This window comes from Streptococcus mitis (assembly GCF_047464965.1).
Lineage (GTDB): Bacteria > Bacillota > Bacilli > Lactobacillales > Streptococcaceae > Streptococcus > Streptococcus mitis_DU.
Genome location: NZ_JASHAT010000007.1, coordinates 1 through 22,616 on the forward strand (window position 1 = coordinate 1; position 22,616 = coordinate 22,616).

Genomic DNA, 22,616 nt, shown 5'->3' on the forward strand with positions numbered 1-22,616 from the left:
ATCTCCATCAGAGAAAGATAGACAAACTGATAGATCTGATTTAAGCTGATTATCAACTGATATTGTTTGAAAAATGACTGGAAGAAAGACCAGATATGACTGTCTTGAATCAGTCCCTTCTTAACATTATATCAAAAATTTTACAGTCTTTCTCTGAAGAAATCAATTAATTTAAAAGATAGAGAAAGGAAGAAATTTTTGTATCCTTATCCGAAGAGGGAAAAACGGTATCAGAAGAACCTTGATACTATGCGTTTTATTCTTTATAATTTAGCTATTTCAAAATTACAAGTTCTCCATTCTTAATTTCCCAAACTTGGTCAAACTTACTTAATAATTCGTTTTGGCGATGTAAAGTAACAATGACGGCACTTGGTAGTTCCAGAACTCTTTCCAATTCCATTTTAAACTGATTAGTATCCAAAGCAGAGAAAGGTTCGTCTAGGATAAGCAATGGATTTTTACGATTTTTCTCACGATTTAAATACATTCGTTGTTGCTGACCACCTGACAGGGATTGTGGTGGAATTTTTTCAAAATCTTCTTCTCTGAATTTTTCATTGAAACTATTGAATAGCGTTACATTATTTTCATAACTCGAAATAAATGTATGTTCTTGTTGCAGAATCATACCGAATCTTCCCCAAAGATGGTCCAAAACAAGCCCATCTAGCACAATTTGTCCTTCAAAATCTTCATCTGTTCCATTTAAAATGTTGAGAAGACTACTTTTTCCAGACCCATTCTTACCAATAAGCGCAATTTTATCCCCTTTTTGAATCGTAGCGGAAGTAATTATCAATTTTGATTCTCCCAGTTGTTTGGAAATGTTTTTCAAAGTAATCGTATCAAAAGAATGTTGAGGTGCTTGAACTGAAACGGGTCTCCCAACAATGTTTTGAAAACTCTTGATTACAGGCTTTACGGACTCTAACATTTGTAAATCATAAAGGATTTCCTGTATTGGTTCAGAAAAAGCATTAATATATCCGAAACTCGCCACCACCTCAGGAATACCGAGTTGCTGGTGAGATAGAGAGTAGGCTAAATAAATAAACAGAACAAGACTAATGAATTCAAAAGAAACACCTGTCAATAAGATGCCTGTAATTTTTGTCAAACCATACTTAAAATACTTATCCTGCAAATTCTTTAGAGAACTCTTTTGTTGATTCAAAAAATGCGACATAGTTAGTTTATTTACCAAATGATGTCCCATGAGCAAATCCTCCAAAGTTCGATAGTAATCTCCTTGTTTTTTCAAGTAAACCTGTCTACGATTAGCGGTCAACTTCCCAACGATTTTAGGAATTTGAATACTAATTCCAGTGGAAAAGATTAAAATCAGTGATACAATAGGATTAATTGTTCTGCTAATAATGAAAGCGTAAATGATGATACGTAAAATTTGTTTGATAAAACTCATCAATGGAGGAAGGTAATCCTTTTCCAACGAATCTAGGTCATTAGATTGAAAGGAAATATACTCTGCTACTGTTTTCTGCTTGAAATCGTGGTGACTGAGTCCCAGAAGTGAACGAAACCACTCATTTTTCAAAGTAGTCGAAAAGATAATCCCCTGCTTCCAATCAAGTATCATTTGGATATAGTTACAACTCAAATAGCCTGCCACTGACATAGAGTAACCATATAGAGCTACTTGATAATCCCCTTTGATTAATGCCTGCGTGAAATACGGTAACAAAGCTGTGCAGATATTCGATACTACACCAAAAAGAAAATTAAAGAAGAGATACCATCTAATAGTTTTAAGATATGGTAGCATATACGATACTCCTTGCTAATGCGTTTTTTTACATATCTCAGAACAATCTCTACTATTCCTTATTTCAGATAGTGCGATACTCAGACATTGAGTGCAATAATTGTAAATCACACAAGTTCTGCAGTTTTTACTATCATTCAAAATATAATTTGCTATTTTGTAAAATATAGGTCTATCCCATGTTTCTTTGATAGATGTAAAATGAATATTTCCAACACTTCTATTGAAAGTAAGCTTTTCAGTTTTTCTAACGATTTAGGCTATTTCGTGACACACCCACAATCCGTGAAAATTCTGGTTATATCAGATTATGTGATTTTCGTAAGAATTTTATATTGTCTCCAATCATGGTAGTCTCCTTTTACTTGATAAAACTATTATAACATTTAGAAATTAAAAACTGGTTCAAAATCAATAGGATGTGTGTATTCGATACATTCAATAAATTCTTGGAAACAGTTCTACACCAGTTACACAAATCTATATACACCTATCTCATTCAAAATAAAAAGAAAGCTGCAGTTCTTTTAATCCTGTATCAACGATTCATTCTGAAATCGAATAGGAGACATTTCCCAAGTCTACAATTCACTTCATCTCAAATTAATTTTTGTAATTCACCCTTAGTTTATAGATTTTATACTCAACAAAAGTATAAAGCATACAAAACTTCACTTTGAACCAGTATTTATACTATATTCCGTATTAAAAATTCTATTATTGGTTTTGTAAAAAACAGTCTTCAAATATCCTGAAATATAGCAAAAAGAGATTGGGTAAAAACTCATTGTCTCTTCTCACTCAAGGACTAACTTTACTTGAGCAAACTGAATCCGCACTGTCGTTCCTGTACCGACCTCAGACTCGATACGAATCTGGTGCCCCAGTTCTTCAGAAATTTTCTTAGATAGGTAAAGTCCAAGTCCAGATGACTGCTGAGTTAGGCGTCCATTGTAGCCTGAAAATCCACGTTCAAAGACTCGGAGGACATCACTGTTTTTTATCCCGATTCCCGTATCCTTGATACAGAGTTCCTGGCCTTCCATATAAATCTCCAGACCACCTTCCTTGGTGTACTTGAGACTGTTTGAGATGATTTGCTCAATAACCACTAGCAGCCACTTTTTATCCGTCACGATTTCTTTATCAAGGTCATGTAGATTGACATTTAGGCCTTTTTGAATAAAGAAAAGAGCATATTTACGAATTATTTCCTTGACCAAATCCTCAATTTGAACCTGCTTTAAGACCAAATCATCATGAAAACTTTCTAAACGCAGGTATTGTAAAACTAGATTGGTATAGGAGTCAATCTTGAAAATTTCCTGTTCTAATTGCTGCTTTAATTGGCGGTCATCTACTTCTGCAACTAAGAGTTGACTAGCTGCAATGGGGGTCTTTATCTGATGGACCCACAAGGTATAGTAATCCAGCAAATCCGTTAGTTTTCTTTCTGAATCTGACCTCTGCTGATAGAGTTCCGTCTCACGCGCTTCTAATTTTTCTGCTAAAGCTATTTCCAAAGGAGACTGAGCTTCCCTCTCCCCATAGAGAATTTCCTGGCGATAGACCTGCATTTCCACCAATATGTCCCAAGTGAAAAATAAGATGGTTACAAAGCAACACAGCAGGAAAAAGTAGAGAAAGTAAGTTTCCAAACTGGCAAATAAAAACTGAAAGAGCAAAACTAGAAACGTCAAAGAAAGTAGATAGACAAACAGACGACTACGGGAGCGCAGATAGGCTAGAAAAAATTGTTTCCAATCAAGCATGCTTCAGTCCGTACCCTATCCCTTTCTTGGTCTCGATAAATCCTACCAAACCCTGCTCTTCCAACTTTTTACGCAATCGAGCCACATTGACAGAGAGCGTATTATCATCAATAAAAAAGTCGCTGTTCCAAAGTTCCCGCATGAGGTCGTCACGCGCTACAATATTGCCCGCATGCTCAAACAAAACGCGTAAAATCTGGAATTCATTCTTAGTCAAATTCAAGACTTGCCCTTGATAATGTAAATCCATTGATTTAGTATTGAGGATAACACCAGCATATTCCAGTAAACTCTCGTCACGCCCAAACTCATAGGAACGACGCAACAAGCCCTGAACCTTGGCTAAAAGAACCTGCTGGTCAAAAGGCTTGGTCACAAAGTCATCCGCTCCCATATTAATTGCCATGACAATATCCATAGCCTGGTCTCTCGAAGATAGAAACATGATAGGCACCTTGGAAATCTTGCGGATTTCCTGACACCAGTGATAGCCATTAAACAAGGGCAATCCAATATCCATGAGGACCAGATGAGGTTCCGACTGAACAAAAAGGCTCAAAACTTCCATAAAGTCTTCTACCAGAACCACTTCAAATCCCCATTCAGAGAGCATTTTCCCGACCTGTTGCCGAATAACCTGATCATCTTCTACTAATAAAATCTTGTGCATCTGATTCTCCTTTGCTAATTTTAGGAGTCTTAAATCCTTTAGTATAAATAGAGGGCTTAGTATCTAATACTTTTTTGACATTTCCTTGTCACAACAGCTCAAAAACAGATAGTGAATAACCCCATTGATATCATACCTTATTTTTAGACATAGTGCCAGCACTACCCTTTTATTTTTAATTTTTTCAACCTTCATTTCAGTTCTTTTATCCATCCCCTTAACCAAAATTTATATCTATTCTTCCAAACCTTGAGTGTAGTTAAAACGACACTCTATACTCTTCTAACATTGAAAAGCTCCTTATCGAGTGGTATCCGTAAAAAGTTCTAGCTTTCAGATTGACAATCTGAAAAAGATTTGTTAAGATATGAATGAACAATATTTAATATTCATTCAGAAAAGAGGTGAATCAAATTGGACAAAAAACAGACTTTGAAATCCGCAGCTTATGAAGTTTTTTCAAAAAAAGGATACAAGGCGACAGGAATTTCAGAAATTGCTAGACAAGCTCATATGGCAGTCGGATCTTTTTATAACTATTACGAAAGTAAAGAAGCTATTTTTTTAGATATCTATATTGATGAAAACAACCGTGTTCGCCAAACTATGATCGAAGAACTGGATTGGGAAATTGATATGATTGATCTTATTAGTCAACTCTTTGCTCAATCCAGAGCACTCGTTTCCTCCAATAAAATCCTTGCAGAATGGTACAATCCTGCCATAGCAGATGAGTTGCATAGCTACTATTCCTCAGAAGAAGGAAAAGTCACGAATCCATTTCATCAATTTCTCGTGAAAACCTTTACTCATCGTTTGCAGGCTGAAGGCCATTCTCCAGAAAAAATTCAAGATATTTTACAAGTTTACAACCTATTTTACTACATGGATATGCATATCACAGAAAATGATTTTCCAGATATTAGCAAAACTGTAGAAATACTAGCAACCAACTTCATTAAAGGAATACTGAAATAAAGAAATCTTTTCTTTATTTTTTGGAAATTATTGAATGAAAAAAAATATTATTCATTCATAGAAAATTACTACACTATAGGAGTTAAAAATGAAACGAGGGAAAAAAATGTTCATAATTATTCTAACTACACTTGGAGTGCTCGGCTTTATATCTTGGGGAATCATTACCTATCTTGGACGAAGTCAAACTTTATCGATAAAATCCATTGAAAATCCCAGCGGAGATTTGTATTTAGTTCACATCACAAAACCAAAAAATCAAATATGGAAAGCTGGCTCCTATGCTCAGTTTAAGCTTCCTGACAGCTCGTTTGGTCCAGACAAAAGTCCAGTAAAGGAGGATCAGGCTAGCCGATGGCTAACCCTTGCTTCCACTCCTGATGAGGATGAAATTCTTATTGTAACCCATAATAGTGGTAGCGTGTTTAAGGAAACCTTAACACATTTACCAGCTGGTAGTAAAATTGAGATGAGTTGGCTGGAGTCATCTTTATCTGTTAAAGACAATGACCAAGCACTGGTTTGTTTTGCCTCTGATGTCGGTATTTCTACTCTACGTCCAGTTGTGAAAGAGTGGGCTGGTAAGCGCTCTATCATTCTTAATCATTTAGACAAAGGAGTAAACATTTTTGATAATGAGTTAAAAGAGCTTAGTAAGAATAATCCGAATCTAACTTATAAAACTAGCGAAACCTTTTCTCAAAGCCAAGCATTTTTAAAAAATGCGGTTGTGAAATACGGTAACCAAGCTATTTATCTCTTAACCGGCCAACCTGATGATATAAATGAGATGAAGAATTTCTTAAAAGAGAATGGGATTGACGCCAAACAGATACAAACAAGTATGTTTAGAGGTTTGAAATAAAAGCAAACTGTCTTCTATGTGTCTGAATCATACCATTATAGGTCAGTATGTAGAGAGCTTGTACAAACCAACTAGTAAATTCTATGTGATTGTGATAAGATAAATAAAAAGAAAGGAGTTCTTATGGCCAATATTTTTGACTATCTGAAAGATGTCGCACACGATTCCTTTTACGACTTACCTTTGAATGAATTAGATGTTTTAGCCTTAACAGAAACCACCTATCTCTCCTTTGATAATCTGGTCTCAACAAATCCTAGACGTCTCTTAGACCTAGCACCTCTGGTTCCAAGGGAGCCCAACATGTTGACCAGTAAAAATCGTCTCCAGCTATTAGATGAACTAGCTCAACACAAGCGCTTCAAAAATTGCAAACTCTCCCATTTCATCAACGACATCGACCCTGAACTGCAAAAACAATTTGCGGCTATGACCTACCGCCTCACTCTCGACACCTATCTGATTGTCTTTCGTGGGACAGATGACAGTATCATTGGCTGGAAGGAAGATTTCCACCTAACCTATATGAAGGAAATTCCTGCTCAAAAGCACGCCCTTCGCTATTTAAAGAACTTTCTTGTCCAACATCCTAAGCAAAAGGTCATTCTGGCCGGGCATTCCAAGGGAGGAAATCTAGCCATCTATGCTGCTAGTCAAATTGAGCAAAGCTTACAAAATCAAATCACAGCAGTTTATACCTTTGATGCGCCTGGTCTCCACAAAGAACTGACACAAACCGAGGGCTATCAAAGGATAATGGATAGAACCAAGGTCTTCATCCCTCAAGGATCCATTATCGGTATGATGATGGAAATTCCTAACCGCCAAATCATCGTGCACAGTACTGCCTTAGGTGGTATCGCCCAGCACGATACCTTTAGTTGGCAGATTGAGGACAAGCGCTTCGTCCAACTGGATAAGACCAACAGTGATAGCCAACAAGTCGACACAACCTTCAAGGAGTGGGTGGCCACAGTCCCTGACGAGGAACTCCAGCTCTACTTCGACCTCTTCTTTGGCACCATTCTAGATGCTGGGATTAGCTCCATCAATGACCTGTCTTCCTTAAAGGCGCTTGAACACATTCATCATCTCTTTGTCCAAGCTCAATCCCTCACTCCAGAAGAAAGGAAAACTATGGGTCGCCTTACCCAATTATTGATTGATACCCGTTACCAAGCCTGGAAGAATAGATAATACTCTTGAAAATTAAATGTATACAAAACAAAAGACCTAGAATACATACTTTCATGTGCATTCTAAGTCTTTTTAAATAAAATCTAACTACTAAATAATCCCTTTGTAGGCTATCAAAATGAGGACTGATAGCAGGACATAAAAGGCAAGGAAAAGCCATTTCATCTTAACACAGAGCGCTACGTACTCCCGAATAAAAGCAGATGGTATGTAGTAGCCTGCCGTCCTACATCCGAGGCCATCTCCCTTCATATTTAACTTACGCGCATAGGTACTGGTACGAAAAACATGATAGTCATTTGTTACAAAGAGAAATTGAGGTTTGGCTACCAGTTTCTCGCCAAGTTCCTTAGAAAAGAGAAGGTTCTCATAGGTAGTCCTTGATTGATCCTCCAGAATAATCGCATCTTGGGGAACATCTGTCTCTTCAAGCAGATAGTTTGTAATAGCCTGCGCTTCAGAAATCTTCTCATCTCCTCCTTGACCACCGCTGGCAATAATTTTTATGTTAGAATTTTTAGACTTGTAGTAAGCTTCTACTGCCTTATCAATTCTCTTCTTCAGCAAAGGTGTTACCTTTTCTCCGTCTAACAAACCTGCACCATGAATGATAATAAAATCATAATGCTTCTTCTTAGGAATAAAGAGATACAAGATAGAGTACAGCATAAAACCCGTAAAAGCAAAGCCAAAAATAAAATAAGAGTAGAAAATGAATGCAAATAAAATATTTAGAAAGTGATTGGTGTAAAATAATTCATGTCGTCCTCCCAATCGAAATGACATCAAAGCAAAAAATAGCAAAATGACTATTCCAAGGAGCATGGAGAGATAATTAGCCTTTGAACGTCCCTCTCGCTTCAACAAAATGACCCCATTATAGATTAGAAAGATGCCACTTAGAAAAAGCAAAAAAGGAAGTAAAATAAAGGGAAATATAAAAAAAGCGAAATGAATCTTCTCATACCCATTTTGATAAAAAAGGTAGCCTAGATAAAAATAACTGGAAATGAGGGATAATAAGAATAATACTGGATTCCACAAACTTCTATTATCCTTCCAAAATGACACTATAAAGGCCAACACAATTCCTATAACAAGATACATTTCTTCCTCCTTTAATAACTACATTTTATCATAATTATCTAAAGAGAAAAAGAGGGCATCTATCCCTCTTACTCCTTCATCTGACTCTCTGCATCGGCCACGACTTGTTCTAGACTAGTCTGACCAAGTTCAGCCTCCATAGCCAGCTGAATTCTCTCCAATTTTTGATCCAAAACATCATGAATATGAGCTCCAACTGGGCAATTTGGATTCGGATTGTCATGGAAACTGAAGAGTTGACCTGTCTTACCAAGACACTCAACCGCTTGATAAACATCTAAAAGACTAATATCCTTGAGATCCTTAACAATCTCTGTCCCACCTGTTCCACGCGCTACTGAAATCAGCTCTGCCTTCTTCAACTGAGACAAGGTCTTTCTGATAATGACAGGATTGACCCCGACACTAGCAGCTAAAAAATCACTGGTCACCTTGCTTTCCTTCCCCTCGAGGGCAATAATTATCAGCATATGAGTCGCAATGGTAAATCTACTTGGAATTTGCATACTCTTCTCCTTTTTACGAGGCTAGCCTGCCTCTACTCTTCTTTTTCTTTTATTATACCTTTTTTAGTTGTAATGTCAATCGTTACCACTTTTCAACCAAGCATCTAATTCCCTATCATAACCCTCTTTCTGGGCTAATTCTCTCAGAAATTCCTGATGATGAGTATGGTGGATACCATTGACCAGACTTTCATAGTAAACCTCAAAATAGGGAAGTTTGAGGTCTTTAGCTAGCTGCAATTCAGCTGCCACATCGTAGTCTACCCGTCGGAAGTCCATATCTACCAAGCCCTTGTCATCAAACTCTAAAATCATATACTGGGCTCGCAAGTCCTTCCGCAACTGGGCATCTAGAAAGAAAGGCTGGCCAATTGAACCCGGATTGACAATCAATTGCCCACCAGTCCCGTAACGAAGCAACTGCTGGTGAATATGACCATAAACAGCAATATCACAAGGCGGATTGGTCACCAAGCGGTCAAAATCCTCTTGCGACCCAGTATGAATCAACTCACGCCCCCAGTTCTTATCAGGCAGATGATGGCTAATTCCCACCGTCAAATCACCAAACTGACGATGAATCTGGAGTGGTTGATTGTGGAGCAGTTCGATTTCTTCTAGGGAAATTTCCTCTAAAACATACTGGCACTGGCGCAAGAGATAGCGTTGACTGGGACGAGTACTATCCAATTCCTTACGGACACCATGCCACAGACTGTCTTCCCAGTTTCCCAAAACTCTAGCCGTAATCGGTAGTTGAACCAACAAGTCCAAAATCCTTCTACGCCCTGTCCCTGGCATAAGAATGTCTCCCAAAAGCCAGTATTCATCCACTCCTAGCTTCCGAGCATCTGCCAAAACAGCCTCCAAGGCAGTGGTGTTTCCATGAATATCTGAAAGAAGAGCTATTTTTGTCATATCTATCTCCTCGTTTTTTCTCTTGCAATAAGTATAACATAAAAAGTCACAGCTAGAGAAATCTAGCTTTTTTTGATATACTAGATAAAGATATTAGACAAGAGGAAACGAATGACCCCGAATAAAGAAGATTATCTAAAGTGTATTTATGAAATTGGCATAGACCTGCATAAAATTACCAACAAGGAAATTGCTGCCCGCATGCAAGTCTCTCCCCCTGCCGTAACTGAAATGATTAAACGGATGAAAAGTGAAAATCTCATCCTCAAGAACAAGGAATGTGGCTATCTACTGACTGACCTCGGCCTCAAATTGGTCTCTGAGCTCTATCGTAAGCACCGCTTGATTGAAGTTTTTCTAGTCCATCATTTAGACTATACAAGTGACCAGATTCACGAGGAAGCTGAGGTCTTGGAACATACTGTCTCTGACCTGTTCGTGGAAAGACTAGATAAACTACTAGGATTCCCCAAGACCTGCCCTCACGGAGGAACTATTCCTGCTAAGGGAGAACTCTTGGTTGAAATCAATAACCTCCCACTAGCTGATATCAAGGAGGCTGGCGCCTACCGCCTGACTCGGGTGCACGATAGTTTTGACATTCTCAGTTATCTGGACAAGCACTCACTTCACATCGGTGATCCGCTCCAAGTCAAGCAGTTTGATGGCTTCAGCAATACCTTTACTATCCTTAGTAAAGACGAGGATTTACAAGTGAATATGGACATTGCAAAACAACTCTATGTCGAGAAAATCAACTAATTTCTTAAGTCCCCTACCAACCCTGAAAATCAAATTTTCAGGGTTTTATTTCTATCATTTGATTTTGCTTTCATTTAATTGTAGAATATTTGTAAAAAAAAGAAAGATAGTTTAAACTATGAAAAAATCACTAAAAATTTTTGCGACATCCAAATGGTTTGACCTCTTTGGAGTTGCTCTGGTCGTTGGGATTGCAATTGCATCTGGTTACCTCAACTCACGCCTCGATAAATTTGTAGACTGGGGACCATGGACAGCTCTTGTACCCTTTGGATTGATTTCCGTAACCAACGTTGGGATTTCCATGTTGTCCACTCGTTTCACGGGGAAATTAAGCAAATGGGGAAATTACTTTGGTATTGTTAATACCATTTTGTCCGGTGCTATTGATTATATCCTTGGAAATAAGGCGGCCATTATCACCTATCCCGTCACCTTCCTCATTTATACCTTTGCTATTAAGAAATGGGAAGCTTCGCAAGAAGGCAGACCCAACCAAATGAGCCAAAAACAGCTAAAATTGGCGGCCATCATCATTTCCATCATCGCCTTCCTCTTTGCCTTTGTGACCAACTATATCGGCTATGGAGGAAAGATGAATCTCCTTGCCTACGTAACAACTATTGCCTTTGCACTGTCCCTCATTGCCAATGCTTTTAACGCATTGAAACTAACAACTCAGTGGGGCTTTTGGTTGATTTACAATTTCGTTCAGCTGACAAAGGCTGGTATTCAAGGAAATTTTGCCAATATCGGAAAATACATCTTTTATATCCTCAATGCAATCGGAGCTTTATTTGTCTGGAATGATGAAGAAGTAAGATAATAGAAGAAAACTTAAATAAAAAAACAAGTCGACTTAAGAGAATCTCCCTTCTGCTATTTTTATCATTTTACTTGTAACTCCCATTCTTTTGGAGTAGAATGAAGTTAGATAAAAGAGGGAGGTCATCTTATGAAAAAACTCTTTAGAATCCATTTTACAGCAATTGCAGTCATCGATTTGCTACTATTCGCATTTTTTAACAAAAGACCCGAGACATCTTTGGAGTGGCTCTTGCTATCTGGTTTTATTTTCCTCCTTACTCAAGGACTCCTGTTATTTCGCTTGGTTGTCCGACTAAAACATCAATTCGCTGAGATTTATCCTCAAATCAATAAAAAGATTCGCTTCTACTATTTAGGGGTTCTCTCCATTGATTTTCTATTTTTTGTCCTCTTAGCCTTCATTAGTTCTCAGCGTTTTTACTCTCTTATGCCAATCATCACTGCTTGCCATTCTACTTTATATTATATGACGGCCGACTACCTAAGAGACAACTATCCAGACTTTTACGACAAACATATCTCTTTATGGGAGTGTCTCTAAGGAAAAGGAGGGGTTATCATGAAAAAAATCATCTTCATCAAAACCACTCAACTCCTTATCATCGATGGAATTATGCTGGCATTTTTGGCATTTAAAAAGGGGCTTACTTGGGATTGGATGTTGATTTATAGCGGTTGGCTCATTTTCTTTCATCCTGTGCTATTGACCTATCTTTCTAACCAGCTTTGTGATCACTTTAGTCACCTCTATTCCCAGATTAGACCGAGATTCTGGCGTTTTACCTTACAAATCCTTCTATGGGATAGCCTGATCATTCTCTCCTTGCTGTTTTTAAGTGGTATGCCACTTTTCCTTCAGGGAACTCTCCTCATCCTAGGACACCTCATCCCTTCCTATCGCATAAGCCAAAGCCTGAAAAGAGACTTCCCAAAAGCCTATCAGGAACTGATTTCATTTTGGAGTATTTTATGATAGATAAGAAAAACCAAGCCGGCTGGGCTTGGTCTTTCTTATCTATTTTTAGTATCAAGGATAATGGTAACTGGTCCATCATAAACCAGCTCAACCTGCATGTCCGCACCAAAGATACCTGTCTGAACGGGCACTTCCTGCGCTAATTTTTGATTGAAAGCGTCATAGAAGTCTGATGCCATATCAGGCTTGGCTGCACCTATGAAGGCTGGACGATTGCCCTTCTTAGTATCCGCAAAGAGGGTAAACTGAGAAATAGAGAGGATTTCTCCCTCAATATCTTTGACAGACAAGTTCATCTTGCCTTCTGCGTCTGAAAAAATACGCATGTTGACCAGTTTTCTCACGGCATAATCCAAATCTTCCTCTTGGTCCTCTGGTCCAACACCAACCAGCAATAAGAGGCCCTGATTGATTTTTCCCTGAACCTGGCCTTCTATACTCACTTGGGCTTTTGTAACCCGTTGAATAATGATTTTCATAATAGCCTTTCTAGTAAGAGCTAGGACAATTAGCCGTTAGTCCGTTTGACAGAGTAAACTTCTGGCACACTCTTAATCTTGTCCACAACCGTAGTCAGCGTCGAGAGGTTAGCAATGCCAAAGGATACATGGATATTAGCAAATTTCATATCCTTAGTTGGTTGAGCGTTGACCGTTGAGATATTCTTGGTTGTGTTTGAAAGAACTTGCAGTACATCGTTCAACAGTCCTGTACGGTTGAGGCCATAAATATCGATATGGGCCATATACTCCTTATTTGAGTTTGAATACTGGTCTTCCCATTCTACATCTAGAAGACGTTGCTCGTAGTTTTCTTGGGCACGTAGGTTCATACAGTCCACACGGTGAATAGCCACACCACGCCCCTTGGTAATGTAGCCAACAATATCGTCACCAGGAACAGGATTACAACACTTGGCAATCCGCACTAGGAGACCTGAGGCACCTTCAATGACCACTCCACCCTCATGCTTAACCTTGAGGGTTTCTTTGTTCTCAACCTTGATCTCGCCACCTTTGACAAGCTCTTCTGCTTCCGCCTTGGCCTTGGCACGTTCTTCTTCACGGCGTTCCTTTTCAGTCAGACGGTTAAAGACAGTAATAGCACCGATTTCTCCAAAACCAATGGCTGCAAAGAGGGATTCTTCTGTCTTGTAGCTGGTCTTTTGCAGAACTTGGTCCATATGACGCTTGTCCATGAATTTATTGGCCACATAGCCATTTTCTTGGAACTGGGCCATCAACATCTCACGACCCTTGTTGACAGACAATTCCTTGTCTTGGTTTTTAAAGAACTGACGGATCTTGTTGCGGGCCTTGCTGGTCTTGACCATGTTGAGCCAGTCACGGCTAGGTCCAAAGGAGTTGGGGTTGGTGACAATTTCAACCTGATCCCCTGTCTTGAGCTTGGTCGTCAGTGGAACCATACGGCCATTGACCTTAGCACCAGTTGCTTTTTCCCCAACTTTTGTATGGATTTCATAGGCAAAGTCAATCGGTCCTGAATCTTTTGGAAGTGAACGGACAGCTCCATCTGGGGTAAAGACATAAATCTCCTCAGCCAGGTAGTTTTCCTTAACTGAATCTACAAATTCCTTGGCATCATCAGCCTGATCTTGGAGTTCCATCATCTCCTTGATCCAGTTCATCCCAATAGCTGATTCCTTGCTGTTAACCTGCCCCTTGATGCCCTTCTTATAAGCCCAGTGAGCCGCAACCCCGTACTCAGCCACTTCGTGCATTTCCTTGGTCCGAATCTGGAATTCGATTGGCCCTTTTGGTCCATAAACAGTCGTATGGATAGACTGATAACCATTGGCCTTGCGGTTAGCGATATAGTCTTTGAAACGACCTGGCATTGGTTTCCAAAGTTCATGCACATAACCAAGCATGGCATAAACATCACTTTGGGTATCCAAAATACAACGAATGGCAATCAGGTCATAGATTTCCTCAAAACGTTTTCTCTTATCCTGCATTTTGCGGAAAATCGAGTAAATATGCTTGGGACGACCGTAAATCTTCCCTTTCAAGTGACGATCCGTCGTATAGTCTTCTAGTTTCGTAACTACCTCATCCACCAAGGCTTCACGCTCTCTGCGCTTTTCCTTCATCATATGGGTAATCTTGTAAAACTCCGTTGGATTAAGATAACGGAAAGATAGGTCTTCCAATTCCCATTTAACGCTAGAAATCCCCAAACGGTGAGCAAGTGGTGCATAGATTTCCATGGTTTCTTTGGAAATACGCTCCTGCTTATCTTTTCGAAGATGTTTCAGAGTTCGCATATTGTGCAAGCGGTCAGACAGTTTAACCAAGATAACGCGGATATCCTCAGACATGGCCATGAGCATCTTGCGATGATTTTCTGCCAACTGCTCTTCGTGAGACTTGTATTTGACCTTACCAAGCTTGGTAACCCCATCTACGATTACCCGCACATCAGGACCAAACTCTCTTTCCAAATCGTCCAAGGTCGCATCTGTATCTTCCACCACGTCATGCAAGAAACCACAAGCTACCGTTACAGCATCCAGCTTGAGCTTAGCTAAAATACCTGCCACTTGGATGGGGTGAATGATATAAGGCTCACCTGATTTGCGATATTGACCACTATGGCATTCAACGGCGTAAACCAAGGCCTTATGGACAAAAGCCACATCCTCTTCCGATAAATATTTCTGTGTTAAAGCGACAACTTCATCGCCTGTTAAATTCACTTCTTTTGGCATCTCTACTCTCCAATTCTTCCTACCATTTTATCACTTTTTTAAGAATATGAAAACTAGAAAAAGAGGATTCTGAAGCTATTCAATTTGTTGGAACGTATGATAGAATAAGATTCAAACTTAAAAAATAAAATTATCTGATTTTCATCTAACTTTTTTGAAATATAGGCTACTCTAAAAGTTAGTGAAATGAAAATCTTTTCTTCTGCTTAAATAAGAAAAGGTTTGATATTTTGGTAATTTTCTAACATTTTTAGTGTATAATGGTAATATAAACAGTTTTTTACGATAATTACTGAATTTTCATTTTTCTAGAAAGGCAAATCATATGAAATCACACAAAAGACTGACACTTTTAGCCTTAGCTGTTCTTGGACTAACAAATCAAGTCGTTTTAGCTGACGATACGAGTCATTCCACTACTGCCCCTATGACTAGTTCAACTAGTAGCTCAATAAATACTTCCACTAGTAATTCTCAAGCTAGTACAGAAACTTCGTCGAGCACAGCTAGTTCAAGTGAGCAAGAAAGCAAACCTTCTCTTTCCACAGAAACCAAACCCAATCAACCTATACAAACTGGCTGGGTAAAAGAGGGGAACAAGTGGACTTTTTATAGTCAAACTGGGGTCAAATTTACAGATACCCTCTATGATGGTTATTTCTTTGATAGTCATGGCTACTTGCTTGAAAACAGCTGGTACCAAATGGGAAATAATTGGTACTATATCAATGGTTCAGGTAAATATTTATCCAACCAATGGAGCCAAATCAATGGCAAGTGGTATGCTTTTGATGGCTACGGTAGAATGTTGGCCAATGTCTGGAAAGGCGATTACTACCTCAAATCCAGTGGTGCTATGGCAGATAAGGAATGGGTCTACGACCAAAGCTACTCTAGTTGGTTTTACCTAAAATCTGGCGGACGCTATGCCCAAAAACAATGGATTGGTTCCTACTATCTTAAATCTGGTGGCTACATGGCCCATAAGGAATGGATTTACGACCCAGACTATCAAGCTTGGTACTATCTTAAGGATGATGGTGTGTATGTTACAGGAACCTATGCTGTGGATGGTAAAAACCAGCTCTTCCAAGGGAATGGAAAATGGGTTCGTGAATTAGCACAAGGTTTTCAAAAAGGACATTACTCTAAAACTATCTTTCTCGATCCAGGTCACGGTGGTAAGGATCGCGGGGCTTATTACTATGGCATAGCTGAAAAAGAATTGAACCTACAAGTTTATCGTAAGCTACGTAAACGACTAGAAGGACTCGGCTATACCGTTCTCACCTCTCGAGATAGTGATATAGACGTTGATTTTATTACCGAGCGTTCTCGTATGGTCAACAAGACCAATGCTGACTTTTTCATCAGCCTTCATTTCAATGCAAAAGGGAATGATACAACCGTTAATCTGGGTATCCAGACCTATTCTTACAAGGATGAACCTGGTTTCCCTAGCAAAATTAACAAGGATTGGCACAACAATCCTGAACGGATGAGTGAAAGTAATCGTCTCGCAGCTGATATCCATTCTTCACTGCTAGCTGAAACTGGAGCTAGAGATGCTGGGCTCTTGCAAGCAACCTTTGCTGTTCTACGTGAAACAGCTAAACCAGCTGTTTTGCTAGAGATGGGATATATGGATAATCCAGAAGAAAACCAAAAAATCCGCAGCAGTGACTACCAAGATAAACTAGTTGAAGGGATTATCAAGGGAATCCAAAAATATTATGCTGGTAATTAAAACAGCTTAAGCCTCGAACTCATTCGGGGCTTATTTTTTATCTAAATCTAGTTCTTCTTTCTAGACCTATTTCCCTTTTCAGCTTATTCTTCCTAACTGTGCTATACTTAATTTATACTCAATGAAAATCAAAGAGCAAACTAGGAAACTAGCCGCAGGTTGCTCAAAGCACCGCTTTGAGGTTGCAGATAAAGTTGACGCGGTTTGAAGAGATTTTCGAAGAGTATTAGTACATTCTTTGAGATTGGAGCTAGTATGAAAATCCATAAAACTGTGAATCCTGTTGCCTATGAAAACACCTATTATTTGGAAGGCGAAAAGCACCTTATGGTGGTTGACCCTGGTAGCCATTGGGAAGCTATTCGTCAGACAATAGAGAAGATCAACAAACCAATCTGCGCTATTCTCTTGACCCATGCCCATTATGACCATATCATGAGTCTGGACTTGGTTCGCGAGACTTTTGACAATCCTCCTGTCTATATCGCAGAGAGTGAAGCCAGCTGGCTCTATACTCCTGTCGATAATCTCTCTGGTCTCCCTCGCCACGATGATATGGCAGATGTGGTCGCAAAACCGGCTGAACACACCTTTATCTTTCACGAAGAATACCAACTGGAGGAATTTCGTTTCACTGTCTTGCCAACACCAGGTCACTCTATCGGCGGTGTTTCTATCGTCTTTCCTGATGCTCACCTAGTCTTGACAGGTGATGCTCTTTTCCGTGAAACAATCGGACGGACCGACCTTCCAACTGGCAGTATGGAACAACTACTTCACAGTATCCAGACCCAACTCTTCACCCTACCAAACTATGATGTCTATCCAGGACATGGTCCAGCTACTACTATTGCTCACGAAAAAACTTTCAATCCTTTTTTCTAGTAAAATGATGACAATCAATAGCACAATTCAAGTAAACTATCCAGCAAATCTTTCTATTACAAAAGGCATCCAGTCAAGGTTTTCACACCTGATTGGATGCCTTTTTTCTGATGACTAGATTTTTTGCCTTACCAAATAATCACGCGGTCTTCTGGTGAACGCCACATACCGTCTCCTTCTTTGACATCATAGGTTGTAAAGAAATCATCGAAGTTTGGTACTTGTACATTGACACGGAGTTTGGCTGGTGCGTGCACATCGACGCTAGCCAAAAGTTTCATAAATTCTGGACGACCTTTCATGCGCCAGATGCGACCGAAGTTGTAGAAGAATTCTTCTGCTGAGAAGTCTGGTTCTCTCTTAGCTGCTTCAAGCGCTGCAGCGATTCCTCCTAAGTCAGCTACGTTTTCTGATACAGTCAATTTACCATTGATGGTTGCTCCATAAGAATCTTGTCCATCAAATTGGTCAATGACTTTTTGTGTTTTCTCCTTGAAGGCAGCATAGTCACTCTCTGTCCACCAATCCTTAAGGCTACCATTTTCATCAAAGGAAGCTCCGTTGGTATCAAAGGCGTGGGAAATTTCATGGGCAATAACTGCCCCAATACCACCGTAGTTAGCAGAAGATGACTGATGCAAGTCATAGAAAGGTGCTTGTAAAATAGCTGCTGGGAAGACAATCAGGTTCTTCTGTGGATTGTAGTAGGCATTGACCATATGAGCAGGCATGCCCCACTCCTTGTAGTCTACAGGCTGGTTCCACTTGCTCCAACTGTGTTTGATTTCCACACGCGCAAAAGCCAGAGCATTTTCAAAAAGACTAGCATTTTCATCCACTACCTTGTCCTTGTAGCGTTCTGGCAATTCTTCTGGATAACCGATATAAGGTTTGATAACATTGAGTTTAACGATGGCCTTGTCACGAGTTTCTGGAGTCAGCCAGTCATTTTTAGCCAAACGTTCCTTATAGACATCAATCATAGTTGCCACTTTTTTCTCTACATCTGCCTTGGCCTCTGGAGAGAATTTTTCATGGGCATACCAGAGACCCAAGGCTTGTTTGAAAGGACCTTGTGCTAGCTGGTAGGCTGCCTTGACCTTGTCTTTGGCTTCTGGAACTCCTGAAAGCGCACGGCTATAGGCACCTGACAAGACACGGATTTCTTCTGTTAAATAGCTGGTTGAGAGATTCACAACACTTAAAATTAAGGTTGCCTTGAGGAGAGGCCAAGCTTCTTCACTATAGAATTGGTCTGCTGCTTGCCAGAAGCGTTCCTCGTCTACAATAACCTTGTCTGGTACTTGTCCAAGAACGGCTTTGAAGAAGTCATCCAAAGGTAGAGCAGGCGCAAATTTCTTGAAATCTTCGTAAGCATATGGATGGTAAAGTTTAGCATACTCTGAACTTTCTTCATTAGAGAGCACCACTGCCGCAACTCGACGGTCCAATTCTAGTCTTTTTTCTAGCAAATCTTCAATTTCTTCATCAGAGAAATCATATTTCTTGAGGAGATTTGAGCTGCTTTCTTTCCAAAGAGTCAAGAGCTCTTCGCGCTGAGGATGGTCTTCTGCATAGTAGGTCGTATCTGGCAGGATTGTGCTTGGAGCACTAGCCCATAGAACATTGATTCTAGCATCCATAAAGTCTGGTGATACACCAAAAGGAAGGAAGTTTGGTTTTCCTGCAAGTTCAAACTCTGCTAGTCTAGCTGTGAAATCCGCAAAAGTCTCCAATTCTTGGAACTCTTTAAGAAGAGGCAAAACAGGTGTGATACCGTCAGCTTCTCTCTTGTCAAAATCACGTACTAGGCGGTGGTATTTAACAAAGTTTGCCAAGATAGCATCCTCAGGCACTTCTTCTCCTGCCAACCACTTGTCTGTTGTCGCCAACATCAAGTCTTCAATTTCCTGGTCTAAATCAACAAAACCTCCCGTTTGAGACTTATCTGCTGGGATTTCAGCCGTCTTCTGCCATTCTCCATTGATAGCATCATAAAAATCGTCTTGATAACGTGTCATCTTGTTCTCGCTTTCATTTTTTTTAAGTTATTGCTAGCTTAACAAAAATTGCTTGGGAATGCAATTAAAAATGAACTTTCCTTTTCCATCATTTTTCAGTTATTATTTTAATTTTTTCAAAAATTAACTTGACTTAATTTTTTTTTTAATGTATATTAAGAGACAGGAGGAATACAAGTCTATGATACGTATCGAAAACCTCAGTGTCTCCTACAAAGAAACATTGGCACTTAAGGATATTTCACTAGTGCTCCAAGGACCAACAATTACCGGTATCATTGGTCCAAACGGTGCTGGAAAATCAACATTATTAAAAGGGATGCTGGGAATTATCCCACATCAAGGTCAGGCATTTCTCGATGACAAGGAAGTTAAAAAATCCTTACATCGAATCGCCTATGTCGAACAAAAAATCAATATCGACTACAACTTTCCCATCAAGGTCAAGGAATGTGTCTCGTTAGGACTCTTTCCCTCTATCCCTCTCTTTCGAAGTTTAAAGGCTAAACATTGGAAGAAAGTGCAAGAAGCCCTTGAAATCGTCGGTCTAGCTGACTATGCTGAACGGCAAATCAGTCAACTGTCTGGAGGTCAATTCCAGCGGGTCTTGATTGCCAGATGTTTGGTACAGGAAGCCGACTATATCCTCTTGGATGAACCCTTTGTTGGGATTGACTCTGTCAGTGAGGAAATCATCATGAATACGCTGAGAGATCTGAAAAAAGCTGGGAAGACGGTTCTCATCGTCCACCACGACCTCAGCAAGGTTCCCCACTACTTCGATCAAGTCTTGCTTGTCAATCGAGAAGTGATTGCCTTTGGTCCAACCAAAGAAACCTTTACCGAAGCCAATCTCAAAGAAGCTTACGGTAATCGACTCTTTTTCAATGGAGGTGACCTATGATTGCAGAATTTATCGATGGATTGCAAAAATTCCATTTCTTACAAAATGCCTTGATAACAGCCATTGTCGTCGGGGTCGTAGCTGGAGCTGTAGGATGTTTCATCATTCTACGCGGGATGTCACTCATGGGAGATGCCATTTCACATGCTGTCTTGCCAGGTGTAGCCCTCTCCTTCATCTTGGGCGTTGACTTCTTTATCGGAGCCATTGTCTTTGGATTGCTAGCTGCTATCATCATTACCTACATCAAGGGGAACTCGATTATCAAAAGCGATACCGCCATCGGCATTACCTTTTCTTCTTTCTTAGCCCTCGGTATCATCTTGATTAGTGTCGCTAAAAGTTCAACTGACCTTTTCCATATCCTTTTTGGTAATATCCTAGCCGTCCAAGATACGGATATGTTTATTACTATGGGTGTTGGGGCAGTCATTCTCTTGTTAATCTGGATTTTCTTCAAGCAACTCTTGATAACTTCCTTTGATGAACTCTTGGCTAAAGCCATGGGAATGCCTGTCAATTTCTATCACTACCTTCTCATGGTACTCTTGACTCTCGTGTCTGTGACAGCCATGCAAAGTGTCGGAACTATCCTGATTGTAGCCATGCTGATTACCCCAGCTGCAACTGCTTATCTTTATGCTAATAGCCTGAAAAGCATGATTTTCCTTTCCTCAACCTTTGGAGCGATAGCTTCAGTTTTGGGACTCTTTATCGGTTATAGCTTTAACGTTGCGGCAGGTTCTAGTATCGTGCTCACAGCTGCTAGTTTCTTTCTCATTAGCTTCTTTATCGCTCCAAAACAACGATATTTGAAACTGAAAAATAAACATTTGTTAAAATAAGGGGCAAAACCCCAATAAATTGGAGGATCTAATGAAAAAATTAGGTACATTACTCGTTCTCTTTCTTTCCGTCATCGCTCTTGTAGCATGTGCTAGTGGAAAAAAAGATGCAGCTTCTGGTCAAAAACTAAAAGTTGTTGCTACAAACTCAATCATCGCTGATATTACTAAAAATATTGCTGGTGACAAGATTGATCTTCACAGTATCGTTCCTGTTGGTCAAGACCCACACGAATACGAACCACTTCCTGAAGACGTTAAGAAAACTTCTGAGGCTGACCTCATTTTCTATAACGGTATCAACCTTGAAACAGGTGGCAATGCTTGGTTTACAAAATTGGTAGAAAATGCCAAGAAAACTGAAAACAAAGACTACTTTGCAGTCAGCGAAGGCGTTGATGTTATCTACCTTGAAGGTCAAAACGAAAAAGGCAAAGAAGACCCACACGCTTGGCTTAACCTTGAAAACGGTATGATCTTTGCTAAAAATATCGCAAAACAATTGAGCGCTAAAGACCCTAGCAACAAGGAATTCTACGAAAAAAATCTCAAAGAATATACTGATAAGCTAGACAAACTTGACAAGGAAGCTAAAGAGAAATTTAACAACATTCCTGCTGAGAAAAAACTCATCGTAACCAGCGAAGGATGCTTCAAATACTTCTCTAAAGCCTACGGTGTCCCAAGTGCCTATATTTGGGAAATCAATACTGAAGAAGAAGGAACTCCTGACCAAATCAAGACCTTGGTTGAAAAACTTCGCCAAACAAAAACTCCTTCCCTCTTTGTAGAATCAAGTGTGGATGACCGTCCAATGAAAACTGTTTCTCAAGACACAAACATCCCAATCTACGCACAAATCTTTACTGACTCTATCGCAGAACAAGGTAAAGAAGGCGACAGCTACTACAACATGATGAAATACAACCTTGATAAGATTGCTGAAGGATTGGCAAAATAATACTCAATGAAAATCAAATTCAAACCACGTCAGCGTCGCCTTGCCGTACTCAAGTACAGCCTGTGGCTAGCTTCCTAGTTTGCTCTTTGATTTTCATTGAGTATAAGCCTCTGAAAAACGTCATTCTCACATGAGCTGGCGTTTTTTTCTATGCCCA

21 protein-coding genes are annotated in these 22,616 nt (G+C 39.7%); 12 read left to right on the plus strand and 9 right to left on the minus strand.

Translation table 11 applies throughout. The features are described 5' to 3' along the window. Nucleotides 1–274: 274 nt before the first annotated feature. The 3 genes from QM408_RS05615 to QM408_RS05625 form a co-directional block, all read right to left on the minus strand. Nucleotides 275–1,786 carry an ATP-binding cassette domain-containing protein gene (locus tag QM408_RS05615; RefSeq protein WP_125416117.1) on the minus strand — a complete coding sequence of 504 codons (1,512 nt, stop codon included), beginning with the start codon at nt 1,784–1,786 and terminating at the stop codon, nt 275–277. Nucleotides 1,787–2,583: 797 nt separating this feature from the next. After that, entirely contained in the window at nt 2,584–3,558 is a 975-nt protein-coding gene (locus QM408_RS05620; RefSeq protein WP_414373882.1) for a sensor histidine kinase, read from the minus strand. Continuing rightward, entirely contained in the window at nt 3,551–4,228 is a 678-nt protein-coding gene (locus tag QM408_RS05625) for a response regulator transcription factor (RefSeq protein ID WP_000548991.1), read from the minus strand. Before QM408_RS05625 ends, QM408_RS05620 begins: the two co-directional genes overlap by 8 nt. Nucleotides 4,229–4,636: 408 nt before the next feature. On the opposite strand from QM408_RS05625, the gene QM408_RS05630 reads away from it, so the two are divergent. From QM408_RS05630 to QM408_RS05640, 3 genes are all read left to right on the plus strand, one after another. Further along, the gene (locus QM408_RS05630; RefSeq protein WP_141562089.1) at nt 4,637–5,206 is read left to right on the plus strand and encodes a TetR/AcrR family transcriptional regulator; all 570 of its coding nucleotides are present in this window, start codon (nt 4,637–4,639) and stop codon (nt 5,204–5,206) included. 88 nt (nt 5,207–5,294) lie between these two features. After that, a complete protein-coding gene (locus QM408_RS05635) occupies nt 5,295–6,071 on the plus strand; it encodes a ferredoxin reductase domain-containing protein (RefSeq protein WP_237447013.1) in 777 nt (258 codons plus the stop codon). Nucleotides 6,072–6,194: 123 nt separating this feature from the next. After that, a complete protein-coding gene (locus tag QM408_RS05640; protein WP_237447014.1) occupies nt 6,195–7,268 on the plus strand; it encodes a DUF2974 domain-containing protein in 1,074 nt (357 codons plus the stop codon). Between the two features lie 90 nt (nt 7,269–7,358). On the opposite strand, the gene QM408_RS05645 is transcribed toward QM408_RS05640, so the two are convergent. From QM408_RS05645 to QM408_RS05655, 3 genes are all read right to left on the minus strand, one after another. Then, on the minus strand, nt 7,359–8,375 hold the full coding sequence (locus QM408_RS05645; protein ID WP_414373884.1) for a YdcF family protein: 1,017 nt from the start codon (nt 8,373–8,375) through the stop codon (nt 7,359–7,361). A gap of 68 nt (nt 8,376–8,443) precedes the next feature. Further along, nucleotides 8,444–8,881 (minus strand): Rrf2 family transcriptional regulator, encoded by a 438-nt coding sequence (locus QM408_RS05650; protein ID WP_001166788.1) that lies wholly within the window; start codon nt 8,879–8,881, stop codon nt 8,444–8,446. Nucleotides 8,882–8,956: 75 nt separating this feature from the next. Further along, the gene (locus QM408_RS05655) at nt 8,957–9,799 is read right to left on the minus strand and encodes a metallophosphoesterase family protein (protein ID WP_414373886.1); all 843 of its coding nucleotides are present in this window, start codon (nt 9,797–9,799) and stop codon (nt 8,957–8,959) included. A 111-nt stretch (nt 9,800–9,910) separates the two neighbouring features. Here QM408_RS05655 and QM408_RS05660 point away from each other — a divergent pair, with 111 nt between their 5' ends. From QM408_RS05660 to QM408_RS05675, 4 genes are all read left to right on the plus strand, one after another. Then, the gene (locus QM408_RS05660) at nt 9,911–10,561 is read left to right on the plus strand and encodes a metal-dependent transcriptional regulator (protein WP_414373888.1); all 651 of its coding nucleotides are present in this window, start codon (nt 9,911–9,913) and stop codon (nt 10,559–10,561) included. Nucleotides 10,562–10,679: 118 nt separating this feature from the next. Beyond that, nucleotides 10,680–11,387: a nicotinamide mononucleotide transporter gene (locus tag QM408_RS05665; RefSeq protein WP_000749110.1), complete on the plus strand. Its 708-nt coding sequence runs from the start codon at nt 10,680–10,682 to the stop codon at nt 11,385–11,387. Between the two features lie 129 nt (nt 11,388–11,516). After that, nucleotides 11,517–11,930 (plus strand): hypothetical protein, encoded by a 414-nt coding sequence (locus QM408_RS05670; RefSeq protein ID WP_414373891.1) that lies wholly within the window; start codon nt 11,517–11,519, stop codon nt 11,928–11,930. Between the two features lie 18 nt (nt 11,931–11,948). Beyond that, complete coding sequence (locus tag QM408_RS05675) at nt 11,949–12,362, plus strand: hypothetical protein (RefSeq protein WP_414373893.1); 414 nt, start codon at nt 11,949–11,951, stop codon at nt 12,360–12,362. 38 nt (nt 12,363–12,400) lie between these two features. Here QM408_RS05675 and dtd read toward each other — a convergent pair whose 3' ends face one another. Together dtd and QM408_RS05685 are read right to left on the minus strand one after the other, a co-directional pair. Then, nucleotides 12,401–12,844: a D-aminoacyl-tRNA deacylase gene (dtd, locus tag QM408_RS05680; protein ID WP_414373895.1), complete on the minus strand. Its 444-nt coding sequence runs from the start codon at nt 12,842–12,844 to the stop codon at nt 12,401–12,403. A 29-nt stretch (nt 12,845–12,873) separates the two neighbouring features. Next, nucleotides 12,874–15,096 carry a RelA/SpoT family protein gene (locus tag QM408_RS05685; RefSeq protein ID WP_414373897.1) on the minus strand — a complete coding sequence of 741 codons (2,223 nt, stop codon included), beginning with the start codon at nt 15,094–15,096 and terminating at the stop codon, nt 12,874–12,876. A gap of 325 nt (nt 15,097–15,421) precedes the next feature. Between QM408_RS05685 and QM408_RS05690 the strand changes: the two genes are divergently transcribed. Further along, entirely contained in the window at nt 15,422–16,843 is a 1,422-nt protein-coding gene (locus tag QM408_RS05690; protein WP_265481928.1) for an N-acetylmuramoyl-L-alanine amidase, read from the plus strand. A gap of 255 nt (nt 16,844–17,098) precedes the next feature. Further along, nucleotides 17,099–17,728, plus strand: a complete 630-nt coding sequence (locus tag QM408_RS05695) for an MBL fold metallo-hydrolase (protein WP_261034804.1) — start codon at nt 17,099–17,101, stop codon at nt 17,726–17,728. A gap of 128 nt (nt 17,729–17,856) precedes the next feature. Here the strand turns inward: QM408_RS05695 and pepO are convergent, their stop codons facing one another. Next, nucleotides 17,857–19,749: an endopeptidase PepO gene (pepO, locus tag QM408_RS05700; RefSeq protein WP_261150732.1), complete on the minus strand. Its 1,893-nt coding sequence runs from the start codon at nt 19,747–19,749 to the stop codon at nt 17,857–17,859. Nucleotides 19,750–19,930: 181 nt separating this feature from the next. Between pepO and QM408_RS05705 the strand changes: the two genes are divergently transcribed. From QM408_RS05705 to psaA, 3 genes are read left to right on the plus strand one after another with little or no spacing between them, the layout of a single operon-like run. Then, complete coding sequence (locus QM408_RS05705) at nt 19,931–20,653, plus strand: metal ABC transporter ATP-binding protein (protein WP_070842407.1); 723 nt, start codon at nt 19,931–19,933, stop codon at nt 20,651–20,653. Further along, complete coding sequence (locus tag QM408_RS05710; RefSeq protein ID WP_049500957.1) at nt 20,650–21,498, plus strand: metal ABC transporter permease; 849 nt, start codon at nt 20,650–20,652, stop codon at nt 21,496–21,498. Before QM408_RS05705 ends, QM408_RS05710 begins: the two co-directional genes overlap by 4 nt. A gap of 31 nt (nt 21,499–21,529) precedes the next feature. Beyond that, nucleotides 21,530–22,459, plus strand: coding sequence for a metal ABC transporter substrate-binding lipoprotein/adhesin PsaA (psaA, locus tag QM408_RS05715; protein ID WP_000733074.1), 930 nt, complete (start codon nt 21,530–21,532; stop codon nt 22,457–22,459). The last annotated feature ends 157 nt before the right edge of the window (nt 22,460–22,616 follow it).

Excerpts from the sequence above, each read along its gene's own strand:
- QM408_RS05650 (WP_001166788.1), bottom strand. The coding sequence starts at position 8,881 with ATGCAAATTCCAAGTAGATTTACCATTGCGACTCATATGCTGATAATT.
- QM408_RS05705 (WP_070842407.1), top strand. The coding sequence starts at position 19,931 with ATGATACGTATCGAAAACCTCAGTGTCTCCTACAAAGAAACATTGGCA.
- QM408_RS05710 (WP_049500957.1), top strand. The coding sequence starts at position 20,650 with ATGATTGCAGAATTTATCGATGGATTGCAAAAATTCCATTTCTTACAA.
- pepO (WP_261150732.1), bottom strand. The coding sequence starts at position 19,749 with ATGACACGTTATCAAGACGATTTTTATGATGCTATCAATGGAGAATGG.
- QM408_RS05685 (WP_414373897.1), bottom strand. The coding sequence starts at position 15,096 with ATGCCAAAAGAAGTGAATTTAACAGGCGATGAAGTTGTCGCTTTAACA.
- QM408_RS05620 (WP_414373882.1), bottom strand. The coding sequence starts at position 3,558 with ATGCTTGATTGGAAACAATTTTTTCTAGCCTATCTGCGCTCCCGTAGT.
- QM408_RS05645 (WP_414373884.1), bottom strand. The coding sequence starts at position 8,375 with ATGTATCTTGTTATAGGAATTGTGTTGGCCTTTATAGTGTCATTTTGG.
- QM408_RS05665 (WP_000749110.1), top strand. The coding sequence starts at position 10,680 with ATGAAAAAATCACTAAAAATTTTTGCGACATCCAAATGGTTTGACCTC.
- psaA (WP_000733074.1), top strand. The coding sequence starts at position 21,530 with ATGAAAAAATTAGGTACATTACTCGTTCTCTTTCTTTCCGTCATCGCT.
- QM408_RS05690 (WP_265481928.1), top strand. The coding sequence starts at position 15,422 with ATGAAATCACACAAAAGACTGACACTTTTAGCCTTAGCTGTTCTTGGA.
- QM408_RS05625 (WP_000548991.1), bottom strand. The coding sequence starts at position 4,228 with ATGCACAAGATTTTATTAGTAGAAGATGATCAGGTTATTCGGCAACAG.
- QM408_RS05655 (WP_414373886.1), bottom strand. The coding sequence starts at position 9,799 with ATGACAAAAATAGCTCTTCTTTCAGATATTCATGGAAACACCACTGCC.
- QM408_RS05670 (WP_414373891.1), top strand. The coding sequence starts at position 11,517 with ATGAAAAAACTCTTTAGAATCCATTTTACAGCAATTGCAGTCATCGAT.
- QM408_RS05635 (WP_237447013.1), top strand. The coding sequence starts at position 5,295 with ATGAAACGAGGGAAAAAAATGTTCATAATTATTCTAACTACACTTGGA.
- QM408_RS05675 (WP_414373893.1), top strand. The coding sequence starts at position 11,949 with ATGAAAAAAATCATCTTCATCAAAACCACTCAACTCCTTATCATCGAT.
- QM408_RS05695 (WP_261034804.1), top strand. The coding sequence starts at position 17,099 with ATGAAAATCCATAAAACTGTGAATCCTGTTGCCTATGAAAACACCTAT.
- QM408_RS05660 (WP_414373888.1), top strand. The coding sequence starts at position 9,911 with ATGACCCCGAATAAAGAAGATTATCTAAAGTGTATTTATGAAATTGGC.
- QM408_RS05615 (WP_125416117.1), bottom strand. The coding sequence starts at position 1,786 with ATGCTACCATATCTTAAAACTATTAGATGGTATCTCTTCTTTAATTTT.
- dtd (WP_414373895.1), bottom strand. The coding sequence starts at position 12,844 with ATGAAAATCATTATTCAACGGGTTACAAAAGCCCAAGTGAGTATAGAA.
- QM408_RS05640 (WP_237447014.1), top strand. The coding sequence starts at position 6,195 with ATGGCCAATATTTTTGACTATCTGAAAGATGTCGCACACGATTCCTTT.